The sequence below is a fragment of the Oceanobacter kriegii DSM 6294 genome, from assembly GCF_000422845.1.
Classification (GTDB): Bacteria; Pseudomonadota; Gammaproteobacteria; order Pseudomonadales; family Oceanobacteraceae; genus Oceanobacter; species Oceanobacter kriegii.
This window is the reverse complement of record NZ_KE383931.1, coordinates 558,224-570,421: the sequence shown is the minus strand read 5'-3', so window position 1 is coordinate 570,421 and position 12,198 is coordinate 558,224. Positions and strand designations below refer to the sequence as shown.

At 56.2% G+C, this 12,198-nt stretch carries 12 protein-coding genes; 6 read left to right on the top strand and 6 right to left on the bottom strand.

Features of this window, described 5'->3' with window-relative positions:
* Positions 1–50 precede the first annotated feature (50 nt).
* Entirely contained in the window at positions 51–581 is a 531-nt protein-coding gene (locus tag G516_RS0115820; protein WP_028294465.1) for a cytochrome b, read from the top strand.
* Positions 582–663: 82 nt separating this feature from the next.
* Here G516_RS0115820 and G516_RS0115815 read toward each other — a convergent pair whose 3' ends face one another.
* Genes G516_RS0115815 through G516_RS22875 form a run of 3 tightly spaced genes read right to left on the bottom strand, consistent with a single transcriptional unit; the run spans position 664 to position 5,115 of the window.
* The gene (locus G516_RS0115815) at positions 664–2,238 is read right to left on the bottom strand and encodes a DHA2 family efflux MFS transporter permease subunit (RefSeq protein ID WP_051219501.1); all 1,575 of its coding nucleotides are present in this window, start codon (positions 2,236–2,238) and stop codon (positions 664–666) included.
* A 28-nt stretch (positions 2,239–2,266) separates the two neighbouring features.
* On the bottom strand, positions 2,267–3,481 hold the full coding sequence (locus G516_RS22880) for an HlyD family efflux transporter periplasmic adaptor subunit (RefSeq protein ID WP_051219500.1): 1,215 nt from the start codon (positions 3,479–3,481) through the stop codon (positions 2,267–2,269).
* Positions 3,482–3,486: 5 nt separating this feature from the next.
* Positions 3,487–5,115, bottom strand: coding sequence for an efflux transporter outer membrane subunit (locus tag G516_RS22875; RefSeq protein WP_084645111.1), 1,629 nt, complete (start codon positions 5,113–5,115; stop codon positions 3,487–3,489).
* Positions 5,116–5,213: 98 nt separating this feature from the next.
* On the opposite strand from G516_RS22875, the gene G516_RS0115800 reads away from it, so the two are divergent.
* Positions 5,214–5,816: a TetR/AcrR family transcriptional regulator gene (locus G516_RS0115800; RefSeq protein ID WP_028294463.1), complete on the top strand. Its 603-nt coding sequence runs from the start codon at positions 5,214–5,216 to the stop codon at positions 5,814–5,816.
* 23 nt (positions 5,817–5,839) lie between these two features.
* Here G516_RS0115800 and G516_RS0115795 read toward each other — a convergent pair whose 3' ends face one another.
* Complete coding sequence (locus G516_RS0115795; protein WP_028294462.1) at positions 5,840–6,703, bottom strand: bile acid:sodium symporter family protein; 864 nt, start codon at positions 6,701–6,703, stop codon at positions 5,840–5,842.
* 181 nt (positions 6,704–6,884) lie between these two features.
* On the opposite strand from G516_RS0115795, the gene G516_RS0115790 reads away from it, so the two are divergent.
* The 4 genes from G516_RS0115790 (at position 6,885) to G516_RS0115775 (ending at position 8,544) form a co-directional block, all read left to right on the top strand.
* Positions 6,885–7,553: a DsbA family oxidoreductase gene (locus G516_RS0115790; RefSeq protein ID WP_028294461.1), complete on the top strand. Its 669-nt coding sequence runs from the start codon at positions 6,885–6,887 to the stop codon at positions 7,551–7,553.
* Positions 7,554–7,683: 130 nt separating this feature from the next.
* The gene (locus tag G516_RS0115785; RefSeq protein WP_051219499.1) at positions 7,684–7,890 is read left to right on the top strand and encodes a hypothetical protein; all 207 of its coding nucleotides are present in this window, start codon (positions 7,684–7,686) and stop codon (positions 7,888–7,890) included.
* A gap of 47 nt (positions 7,891–7,937) precedes the next feature.
* Positions 7,938–8,066, top strand: coding sequence for a hypothetical protein (locus G516_RS25205; protein WP_281168045.1), 129 nt, complete (start codon positions 7,938–7,940; stop codon positions 8,064–8,066).
* Positions 8,067–8,250: 184 nt separating this feature from the next.
* On the top strand, positions 8,251–8,544 hold the full coding sequence (locus tag G516_RS0115775) for a DUF3817 domain-containing protein (protein ID WP_028294459.1): 294 nt from the start codon (positions 8,251–8,253) through the stop codon (positions 8,542–8,544).
* 31 nt (positions 8,545–8,575) lie between these two features.
* On the opposite strand, the gene G516_RS0115770 is transcribed toward G516_RS0115775, so the two are convergent.
* Positions 8,576–10,222 carry an amino acid ABC transporter ATP-binding/permease protein gene (locus tag G516_RS0115770; RefSeq protein WP_028294458.1) on the bottom strand — a complete coding sequence of 549 codons (1,647 nt, stop codon included), beginning with the start codon at positions 10,220–10,222 and terminating at the stop codon, positions 8,576–8,578.
* A complete protein-coding gene (gene cydD / locus G516_RS0115765; RefSeq protein WP_028294457.1) occupies positions 10,219–12,108 on the bottom strand; it encodes a thiol reductant ABC exporter subunit CydD in 1,890 nt (629 codons plus the stop codon). Before cydD ends, G516_RS0115770 begins: the two co-directional genes overlap by 4 nt.
* Positions 12,109–12,198: the final 90 nt, after the last annotated feature.

The window sequence follows — 12,198 nt, the reverse complement described above, 5'->3', positions numbered from 1 at the left end:
CGTCTTCGCACGACCCTGATATAAACAGTGGACAACAAAAGGAGAATCCTATGGCAACCGGAAACCGCAGTTATAACCTGCTGAGCAAGCTGTTCCACTGGGTCAGCGCCATCATCATCATTGGTCTGATCGTGGTTGGGCAGATGATGGAAAACATGGAAGGCCCTGAAAAATTTGAGCTGATGGGCCTGCACAAATCGTTTGGTGTTTTAATCCTGCTGGTGCTGTTTGCCCGGGTCATCAATCGCTTTACCAATCCTGTTGACGATGTGGCGGGCATCTCTGCCATGAATGCCAAGCTGGCCAAAGCCGGTCACGGATTGCTGTATCTGTGCATAATCCTGATGCCCGTCAGCGGCATCCTGATGTCGCAGTCCGGTGGACATGGAGTGGAGATGTTTGGACTGGCGCTGCCTACTTTTGTTGGCGAAAGCGAAGCGCTGGGCGGTGTTGCTCATGCCGTACATGGTCTGGCTTCCAAGGCCCTGATTGTGCTGATTATTGGCCACGCCGGTGCTGCTCTGTACCACCACTTTGTTCTGAAAGACGCAACCTTGAAGCGTATGACTCACGGCAGCTGATAGACAGTCCAACAGAAACAAAACAGGGCATGTCGAAAGGCATGCCCTGTTTTGGTTTTCGCAGCAGCGGTTTGTTTTCCCGTCAGTGTCCACCTGCGGCTGCCGGGTCGACGGTTTTGTCTGGCTTGGGGGCCAGCCAGATGGCAAACGCCGCAATAAACATCACCACCGCGGTGGCCATAAAGATCTGGTTGGTTGCCAGCATCACGCTTTGGCCATTCAGCAGTTGCTCCAGCGTTGCGTTGACCGCATCCGGTGTCATGCCGCTGTTGCTCAGCATGCTGCGGACACTGCCATCCCGATCCAGATCACCCACCAGGGTGGCGTGATTCATCGTTGTCTGGCTGTCCCACTGAGTGGTAATTACCGACGTTGCAAAGGCGCCGGAAATTGTCCGCAGGAAGTTCATCAAGCCCGCCGCCGATGCCATCTCTCGTTCATCCACACTGGCCATGGCAAGGCCCGTCAGGGGAACAAAGAAGAATGGCATGCCAATGCCCATTAACAGCATCGGTATGGCGATATCCCAGTAGGTCATCTCCATGTTGGAAAAGCTGCGCCAAAGGATGATCAGGCCGAGCCACATCACGCCAAAAAACACCAGCTTGCGTGGATCAACTTTCATCGTCATGCCCGCAGCTACCGGCGACAGCACCACTGCGAGTACACCAATCCAGGCGGTAGCCATACCCGCTTCAGTGGCGGTATAGCCCATCAGACCTTGCAGCCATTGTGGGGTCAGCACGTTGATGCCAAAGAAACCCGCAAAAGCCAGACTGATAGTCAGCACGGCGGCTGAGAAGCCCCGGTGCCTGAACACCCGTAAGTCGACGATCGGGTTGTCGTCGTGCAGTTCCCAGATCAGGAAGGCAGCGAAGCCGATTACAGCAATAATGCTGAGGGCAACGATTTCGGTGGAGGCAAACCAGTCGAGGTTCTTGCCCTCATCGAGCACCAGTTGCAGACAGCCTACCCAGACAATCAGCAGTATCAGACCAACGATATCAATCGGAGCTTTTTGCAGCGATTCTTCGTAGCGCTTCAGCAGCTTCCAGGCCGCCATCGCACCCACCATGGCGAACGGCAGGTTGATCAGGAAGATCCAGTGCCAGCTGTAGTTGTCACACAACCAACCACCCAGAATCGGTCCCAGAATTGGCGCAATGACCGTGGTCATCGCCCACAGGCCAACGGCGGCGCCGGCTTTTTCGGGCGGAAAAATACGCAGCAGCAAGGTTTGCGACAGTGGCATCAGTGGGCCGCCAGCCAGGCCCTGGAAAATACGGAACACAACCAGCATTTCCAGTGACGTCGACAGGCCACACAGCACCGAAAACACACCAAACAGCGCCATGCTGACGCAGAAAACGCGTACTGCGCCAAAGCGTGCCGCCAGCCAGCCAGTCAGTGGTACTGTGATGGCTTCGGCCACCGCGTAGGAAGTAATCACCCAGGTGCCCTGAGTGGTGGTTGCACCCAAACCGCCAGCAATGGTGGGTACCGATACGTTGGCGATGGTCATGTCCAGCACGGCGATGAAGTTGGCCATTGCCAGCACAATCGCCGCCAGAATCAGCATGCCGCCTTGCAGCGGCTGCTCACCGTCGTGCGGCAAACCGGCCGCCGACGGGTTGTATTGAGAAGAGCTCTGGCTCATACAGCTTTACCCGTTGTACGTTGCTGAATCAGTCGGCAAACGCCACGCGCTGACCGTTGCCCGAGGTGCTGTCGGTATTGATGGTGACTTGCATCGACAAGCCAACCCGCAGTGGGTGCTGTTCCAGTTCGCTGTTGTCCAGACGAATACGCACAGGCAGTCGCTGCACCACCTTGATCCAGTTGCCGGTGGCGTTTTGAGCCGGAATTGCAGCAAAGGCTGAGCCGGTGCCGCCCGAGAAACCTTCCACCACACCCTGGTAAGTCACGGATGAGCCGTACAGGTCCGAGGTGAGTTCAACTTTCTGGCCCACGCGCACCTGCTCAAGCTGGCCTTCCTTGAAGTTGGCATCGACGTACATATTGGCCACAGGCACCACCGATAGCAGCGGCGTTCCGGCATTAACGCGTTGGCCCAGTTGCACGCTGCGCTTGGCCACCACGCCGTCTACCGGCGCACGAATTTCGGTGCGGCTCAGGTCCAGTTCTGCCTGCTGTTTACGCGCCAGTGCAGCCAGCACTTCCGGGTGATGTTCGGCATCGGTGCCTGCGGTAAGCACTTTGTTGGCGTCCAGCTGTTGTTCGGCGGCAATCAGCATGGCGTGAGCCTGTGCGGCGCTGGCTTTGGCGGCGGTCAGTGCTGCTTGGGCAGACGACCAAGCGTTCTGGGCGCGGGTCAGTTCATCGCCGGAAATCGACCCGGATTTTTGCAGTGCCTTGCGACGTTCGAGGTCGATTTGAGCACGGTCGAAGTCGGCTTTGGCGGCTTCCAGTTGGGCGTTCACGGCTTCCTGGGAGGCGGTTTGCGCATCGACTTGCGCTTGCAGGGCGCGATCCTGAGCGTAGTAGCCTTTCACGCGGCGCAATGTCTGGTCGAGGTTGGCGCTGGCCTGCGCCAACGCCAGTTTGGCGTCGGCCGGGTCAATGACGACCAGCAGATCACCTTTTTGTACCTTGTCGGTATCGTGCACCAGCACGTCGGCAATGTTGCCGCTAACCGCCGGGGTGATCTGGGCAATTTCGACATCGGTGTAGGCGTTGTCGGTTTCAACGTAGTGAGAAGCGACCAGCTCGTAGTAGCTGAAGCTGCCAATGGCCGCGATCAGTACCAGTCCACCCAGGCCCAGCAGTAACTTGTTGCGGCGGGCTTTGTTGTTGGCCGAGTTGCTGTTGTGGGAAGAGTAGCTGTTGTTGGAAGCGGTGCTGTTGGTTTCAGCAGCTGGCTGTTGGCTGTGATCTGTCATGGTCTTCAGGCTCCGAATACTTGCTCGTCGGCAGCCGTCTGGGTGCTACCGGAATAATGTGAAATCGATGTGGTGGTCGCGTTTGACGACGGCTCGTGCTGTGTTGTGTTTTGTGGTTCGCTCTGTGGTGCGTTTTGTGACTCCACGTAGCCACCGCCTAACGCCCGCTGCATGGCGACATCCAGAATCAGTGAGCGGGAATTCAGGTTGGTCAGGTTTTGCAGGCTGCCCAGCAGCAGGTCTTCTGCCGACAGTACATCCAGGTAGCTGTCGAGCCCACCTTCATAGCGGTTGCGGGCAATATCAAAGGCCTTTTGCGAGGCGGCATAGGCTTCTTCCGCCTTGTCGATTTGCTGTCCCAATGCCTTCTGGCTAACGGCTGTGTCGGCAACCTGCTGCAAGGCGTGGGTCACTGTTCGGTTGTAGCTACCGACGGCCTGATCGTATTGGGCGCGGGTCTGGCGCAGCTGGGCACGCAGTCGGCCGCCATTGAAAATTGGCAAAGAAATGGCCGGGCTAATGGAGCCCACGGTGGAGCCGCTGTCGGTCAGCTGATCCAGATAAATGGACTGCAAGCCAAAGTAAGCCGACAGATTCACGTTGGGGTAAAAGGCTGCCTGACGGGATTCGGCTTCGCTTTGCAGGGCTTCTACCTGCAAGCGCGCGGCAGTGATGTCCGGGCGGTGACCCAGCAGGTTCAGTTGCACCTGCTGTGGCAGACCAAATGCCTTATCCAGCGTAAAGGCCGGGCGGGCAATGGATTCACCACGGGCAGGTCCCTGACCCAGCAGCGCTGCCAGTTGGTTGCGTTTCAGGGCGATGGACTCGTCCATTTGCAGCAGATCGTTTTCGGCGTTGGCCTTGCGTGCTTCAGTACGGTAGCGACTGCCGAGGGTTTCCAGACCGTTGTCGTAACGCTCGCTGATCAGTTGCAGGGTTTGGCTGCGAATCTTCAGTGCTCGCTCCAGCGTGTCGCGCTGGGAAAACAGCTGCGCCAGTTCGGCGTAACGCGTCGCGACATTAGCGGCCAGAGTCAGGCGGGCATCGGCCAGTTCGGCTTGTGAGGCCAACAAGCTGGACGTGGCGCTGGCCAGTGCCGCACTGTTTTTGCCCCAGAAATCGATTTCCCAATTCAGGTTCAGGGTCGCCAGACCGTAGTTATTCCAGCCCTGTGGTGTGAAGGCGTCCGGGGTCAGATAGTTGTAGCTCTGCTTCTGTTTGGTGATGTTCACATTGGCACTGACATCGGGCTTCAGTGCGGCGCTGGTAACATCGCTGAACGCTGCCGCTGCGCGTACCCGAGCGGCGGCCACTGTCATGTCCGGGGAATTGGCCAGTGCTTCGTTAATCAGCTGGTTGAGCTGGCTGTCCTGATAGCGGGTCCACCATTGGGCAGTGGGCCAGGGCGTTTGATCATTGGCTGAGGCTGTTTGCAGGGATTGGGCAGCCGACAGTTGCTGGCCATCCATCATATTGGGGTGTTGATTGTCTTCGGGCAGCTGCGCGCAGCCACTGAGGGTCAGCAACACCAGCAAACCCGCGAATGACCCTATGCGGCTGAGGCCATCAAATTTGGGCCTGAAGGGTGTCGCCGGGGACTGGGCTGTGACTGAAAAAGAGGAGCGGATGGGCATGATTAACTCCATAAATAAACCGTACTGTACAGTTTAGTTTTGATTTTTGGTTCGTCAAGGATAAAATGAACTCATCAGTTCAGTTTTGAGCAGGAACTATGAAAACCAAATCAGAAGCGCGACGACAACATATCCTGGATGTTGCCACCGAAGTGTTTGCGGAAACCGGCTTTGAGCGTGCCTCCATGGCCGAGATTTCAGCTCGGGTAGGCGGCTCCAAAGCCACGCTGTACAACTACTTTCCGTCCAAGGAGGAGTTGTTTCTGGAGGTGATGATCAGTACCAACCAGCAACAATTCAGTGCCGTTCAGCAGTTGCTGAAAGTATCTGACCAGCCTTTGAGACAGGTGTTGCAGGGGTTTGGGGAAGCACTGGTGAAACTGATTTATTCACCAGACGTACTGGCGGTGCGCCGCTTGGTGATTGCCGAAGCGGTGCGGTCGGATCTGGGTTACGACTGCTATTGCCGCAGCCGCAAGCAAGGTGAAGAGAAGATTGCCGCCGAGCTGGCGGAAGCCGTGGCACGCCAGCATTTGAAGGATTACCCACCGGCGCTCATGACATCGCACCTGCTGACGCTGATGGAATCCGAGTTTATCGATCGTATGGTGCATCGCAGTGCGCCACCGCTCACTGATCAGGAAGTGAGTGCCGCGGTGGCGCGGGCGCTGGATGTGTTTCTGGGCTTTTACAGCGCCTGAGCGTCAGGCTGTCACGCGTCCTTTCAGGCGCTGACTGGTTTGCGTTTTACCCACAGGGTAAACAGGGTCGCGGTTGCGAACATCAGCAGGCTATAAACGATCGGGGCCATCGACATTTCTGCGCTCTGCAAAATAGTGCTGGTGATCATCAGCGCCATGGTGCCGTTTTGCAGACCCACTTCCAACGCGATGGTGCGAGCCTGTTGTTCACGGTGCAGCAACCAGCTGCCAATGCCGTAGCCTGCCGCCATGGTGATCAGATTAAGGGCAATGGCACCGGTGCCTGCAGCGGCCAATGCAGCGCCCAACTTGCCACCCAGTTTGACGCAAATCGCAACGATCAACAGCGCCAGCACCAGACTTGAAAAGCGGGTTACCCAAGGCTCGGCCTTTTGAGCGAAACGGGCCCATTTAGCTCGAATCAACATGCCCACGATCACCGGGATGACCCCAACGACCAGCAGTTGAATCATGGTTTTGGCCACCGGCAAGCTGAAGCCATCCGTGCCGTCGGCGTAACGACCAATCGCCCAGGCAGCCAGTAGCGGGATGGTGAAAGGGGTAATGAACCCGATCACCGCCGTCAGTGACACCGACAAGCCCACATCGCCTTTGGCCAGCATGCTGTACAGGTTGGAGGTTGAGCCACCCGGGCACAGGGCAATGATAAACAGACCGATGGCAACTCCGCCGCTCAAGCCCAGTATTTCAATGATGGCAACCGCGATGATGGGCAACAGCACCAGCTGACACAAGGCGCCGACCAGAAACCCTTTGGGTTCGGTGGCCACACGGCGGAAGTCCTGGGCGGTCAGGCCCAAGCCGACCCCCGTCATCACCAGAATCAGGGCGATGGGCAGGCCAGCGGAAATAAGGGATTCGAGCATGATAGGTCCTGGTTATCGTTGTTATGGCTGAAAACGGGTCTGCTGACCCACAAGAGCGACGGAAAAGTAATGTAATTCGAATGTTTGAACAACAGTAGGCTATTAACCTGCGACCAAATCGGCAGTGCATATCCGCCATTAACCGTGCACACTGCATCCAGTGTCGCCCCCAGGAGCAGTAATGAAACAACATATACAAATCGATTTTGTGTCGGACGTGGTATGCCCATGGTGTGCTATTGGTCTGAACAGTCTGTTAACGGCTTTGGAGGCGCGTCAGCAAGAAGTCAGTGTCGACATTCGTTTTCGTCCGTTTGAATTGACCCCGGAAATGTGGCCGGAAGGCGAAGAGGTGATTCCTTACCTGTGCAAGAAATACGGTATGACCGAAGAACAGGTGGCAGAGAATCAGCAAACCATCACCGAACGTGGCGCTAATGTGGGTTTTACCTTCGATTTTCGCGCTGATAGTCGCAAGTGGAATACCTTCGATGCCCACCGCTTGATTCATTGGGCGTCAGCCTCTGAAAAAGCCGAGAAAGGCAACAAGGCGCTGCTGTTGAAGCATCTGCTGTTCCAACGCTATTTCACTGAAAACCAGAACATCAGTGACCACGCCATATTGCAACAGGCAGCCGAAGACGTTGGCCTGGACGCGACCGAAGCCGCCGAGGTGCTGGCCGGTGACCGTTACGCCGGCGATGTTCGTTACGAAGAGCAACTGTGGCAAGAGCGTGGTATCCGCTCGGTGCCTGCGATGGTGTTCAACGAGAAGTTTCTGGTATCTGGCGCCCAACCACCAGCGGCCATTGAACAGGTGATCGACCGTATTCTGGACGGTGGCCAGTAGTGGCCGAAAAAGAAACCATTTGAGCCAGATTGCAGTAATCTGCGAAAAATGACACATTTCTGTCATATTGGGGTTTAAAAAGTATATACGTTGTATATGCTTAAAATATCTTCGGGCGCAGAGGTACCGAATGAGCACGGATAAAAAGCAGGCAGCATTGGCTTCGGGTGATGACAAAAAAGCACGTAAGGGTAAGAAAGACGCCCAGCTGCTGATTCGGATTCATTCAGAAGAGCGGGACGAATTCATCTCTTTGTGTGAAGAGCTGGATACCACCGCCGCTCGGGAGCTTCGCCGTTTTATCCGCCAGTTCATCAAGGATCACCAGCACGACTGAAGATGCCAAAACCCATTACCGTCAGTTCACTGACAGGAGCATGTCTCATGGCCAAGAAAAAAGAATCCAAAAAAGTTGTTAGCCTGAAAAAAGCAATCAAGGCTCGCAAGGCGAAAGTGGCCAAGCATGAAGCCAAGCTGAAAACACTGAAGAAGAAGCTGAAAAAAGCGGCCTGATTCGGTTCTCAGTCAGAAGCCCCGCCAGTGCGGGGCTTCTTTGTTTCAGGCCCCGTGTTTTATGCATGATTGATCAATGCACCTTGCTCCGGTGTCTGTCACAGGGAACGAGCCAGACTTGCAAACCTCCTCCGCTTTCCACACCATGCCCCGCATAAAACCCGTGATAAGAGAAAAATCCCCCATGTCTGGACTGTTCCGAGTAGTAAGTCTGTTGGAAGGCTTGTCGTATTTGCTGATTTTGAGTGTAACGATGGGCTATATCAGCCGTGAATACGTCAGCACTCTGGGCATGGGCCACGGCGTGCTGTTTTTGTTGTACTGCGTATGCTGTGTTGCTGCGGGGAGCCGGGATCGTTGGTCGGGCTTTGCCCTGATTATGGTGTTCTTTGCGTCGCTGATTCCGTTTGGTTTTGTGCCGGTTGAGCTGTGGCTCCGCAAGCGCGAAGCCCGCTCTTTGAGTACGGCGTTGGATTAAACAGCGTCGTTCTTACTTGCTCCTGCAGGTCTTACAACTCCAGCACCTGTTGACCGTCCTGAATCAAGCCCTGGTCATGGGTGTTGGCGATGACCAAATGGTTGTGCCAGTGCGAGGCCAGTCGCGCAAAAATGCGTGCTGCCAGGGCGGCATCCATACCGGCGGCCGGCTCGTCCAGCAGTACCATCGCCGGTGCTCTCAGAATCAGCCGAGCCAGACCAATGCGCTTGGTTTCGCCACCGGAAGGTTGCCATTCACCATCGCCCATCCAGGTGTCCAGCCCATTGGGAAGTTGGCGCGCCCAGTCATCCAGTTCAACCATGGCCAGTGCCGCCCAAATGTCGTCGTCGCTGACGTTCTGATGCAGACAGAGGTTGTCGCGCAGTGGTGCTTTCAGAATATCAATGCGTTGTGGCATCAGGCCGATGTCTTCGGCGTCGACACCCAATAGCTCAATCACCCCTCGTTGAACTTGTAATTCACCAGCCAGCAAATGAATCAGGGTACTTTTGCCACGACCGCTGCTGCCGGTAATCCAGCACCATTGGCCTTGTTTGAATTCATGGCTGAACTGTTCAAACACTGGCGGGTTCAGGGTTTCGCTGGTGGATGGATAGCGGTAGTTGATGGCTTGCAGCCGAACACAGGCCCTGGCGGTATCCGATTCAAAACGGCTGCTGGCCGGGCCAAACAGGCGCTGGTCGTGTCGTTTAACGGGCTCTTGCCCCAGTCGTTGCAGAGCTTTCATGCCCAGCTGCCAGGCCGCAAGAACGGGGCTGGCGGTGATCAGTACATCGGCAGTTCCGAGTGACAGCAACAGCAACATAAACAGATTGGCCGCAATCAATTCCCCAGCCTGCCAGGCCAAAAACCCTTGCCAGAACACCCATACCGTCAGTGCAATCAGGCTGAGGTTCGCCAGCAGCAACAGGCTTTGTTGCAGATTTACCGTACGGGCTTCCTGCTGATCGGCCTGCTGGCCCTGATCCACCAGTTGCTGGCCGGTTTGCTGTAAACGGCCATGCAGGGTCAGCGTGCGCAAGTTGCTCAGCAACGCACTGGAACGCTGCCATTGCTCGGCCCGTTGGGTGTGCAGCTGATTCTGTGAAGCCAGCACTTCACGGCTGTACAGCCATGGCATGACGACCACGGCCAACAACAACAACGGCAGCGCCAATACCAGTGAATCCGGCACGACCAGCCAGAGCGTGATTACAAAGCCCAGGGTGGTGGCCAGCGCAACCACGGCAGGCAGTAAGGCCGACAAATAGATGGATTCAATGTGCTGAATATCCTGCATCAGACGGCTGGCGCTGTCGTGGCGGTTCAGCTGGGTTTCCTGCCAGCGCTGCTGACTGATAAACCGAAACAGATCCGTGCGCAGGTGGGAAACTACTCGAAACGTGGCTTCGTGGCTGCTCAGACGTTCGCCGTAGCGGCCAAAGGTACGGGCGATCGAGAACCCTCGCACCATGGCACCGGGGGAGAAAAAGTCGAACTGATGTGCGGCCACGGCGCTCAGTCCGGCAAGGGCCGCCGCACTGATAAACCAGCCGGATACCGCCAGCAAGGCGACACCGGCATAAGCGGTGACCACGGCGAGGAAAACGCCCAGCAGTGCCATGCCTTTTTGTTGCCGCAAGATACGGAAATAGTGGGAGCGTAACGAGTTGTTCATGACTGTGCTCCGGTTGCGGCAGGGCTGGTAGAGGCGGAAGCGGAGAGTGCACTGTCAGCCGGCTGCATGGCGATCACCTGATTAAAGAAGTCCTGCTCGGCGACTCGGTGGCTGGCCATGATCAGCATGCCGCCCTGTTGGCAATACTGATCGAGCCGTTGCATAAATTCGTTGGCGGTGTCCTGATCCAGATTGGCGGTGGGCTCGTCCAGTAACAACAGCGCAGGCTGGTGCAAAAACACCCGTGCGAGGGCGATGCGCTGTGCCTGACCACCTGACAGATAGCCACCGCTGTCGCTGATCAGGTAATCCAGCTGGCCTGGTAAAGCGTTCACCAGATCGAGGGCGCGAGCATCGTCCAAAGCCTTACGAATATGCTCATCGGTGAAATCGCCTCCCAGCGTCAGGTTGTCGCGAATACTGGCAAACAACAGCTCCGGTTTTTGCGACAGATAACCAATATGGCAATACCACTGTGGGTTTTGGAACAGGTTATCGATGCGGCCTGTATCGGTGTCGGCGTCTGTATTGCCAGTAACAGCCACAGCATTGCCCGAATGGGCAGGTCGCAAACCGGCGAGGGTATCCAACAGGGTGGTTTTGCCAGAGCCGGAGGCACCGTCCAACAACAGGCGGTCGCCGGGGTGCAGGTGGAAACTGACCGGCGCATGAACAGCATGACTGTGACTGCCGCTTTGCAGTAGCTCTACGTGCAACGACGTTACGGTGTTGTTTGCATTGCCAGAGTTGGTGCTGTGAGTGTTGGTTTCTGGCCCTGTCTGGTTTTCTACACCGGTTGCTGTACCAGTTTCTGGGCTGGTTTCTGCGTGATACAGCGCATCCAGCTTTTGCAGGTGCTCGGCCACGCTCATGGCGTCCATACGGTCGTGATACAAAGCGCCCATCTTGCGCAGCGGCATATAAAACTCAGGGGCCAGCATCAGCAGGAAAACACCTTCGAACATTCCGTAGCCACTGGCATAGGCGCCAAAATCGTACTTGTTCAGGAAAAACAGACCCAAATACACGGCGACAATGGCCACGCTGATGGCGCTGAAAAACTCCAGCAAGGTGCCGGACAAAAACGACAGGCGTAGCACCTTCATGGTGGATCGCCGAAACTGTTCGGACTGCTTAAACAGCTGGTTGCTTTCGGCATCGGTGGCGTTGGCCAATTGAAGCGCCTGAAGGTTCTTCAGGCGATCGGACAGTAGGTCGCCCAAACGATTGAGCTGTTGAATGTTCACCCGGCTGATCTCAGCGGCCCGTGAGCCGACCAGAACCATAAAAATGGGCACCAGAGGCGCAGTGAGCAAAAAGATAATCGGCACCAGCCAGCTGACGGTGGCGGAGGCAATAATGATGGCCAGCGGCATCAGCACAGCGAGATTTTTCTGCGCCACAAAGTCGGCAAAATAGCCCCGCTGCTTGTCGATCTCGGTGGTTAGCAGGTTGCTAGCTTCTGCGCTGTTGAAGGCCGGGAACAAACGAATATTCAAGCGAAAGCAACGTTGCAGAGCAAAGCGTCGCAAGGCATCCCGAGCCTTGATGCTGGCGCGGTTACCCACCCGTTGCTGCGCATTGGCCGCCAGTACGCGAAGGATCAGGGTGGTGGCCAGTATCAACCAATCCAGTGTGCCCGGTAACTGATTGCTGGGCTCGTTGTCGGGATGGACATTGGGTTGGCTAGTTGGGTGGTAAATGGCGGCATCCAACATGCCTGCAACCTGCCATGCCAGCGCAATGGTCATCACCACTTGTACCATGCCGAGCAGGGTAGAAAGCGTGTTCTCTCGACGGGCGTGTTGACCAAAATGTTTGAGCAGGGCAGCCGGGGTGGCGAAGGGCGTCGTGCCCGGAGTGGACGCTTGTTCGGTACGGTTCAACGTTAAATCCTGAAAGCTCTACAGAGCAGTTTGTCGGGGCGATAACAAAGAAAAACAGACGCTATATAACGCCCCGGTAATGTATCAGAA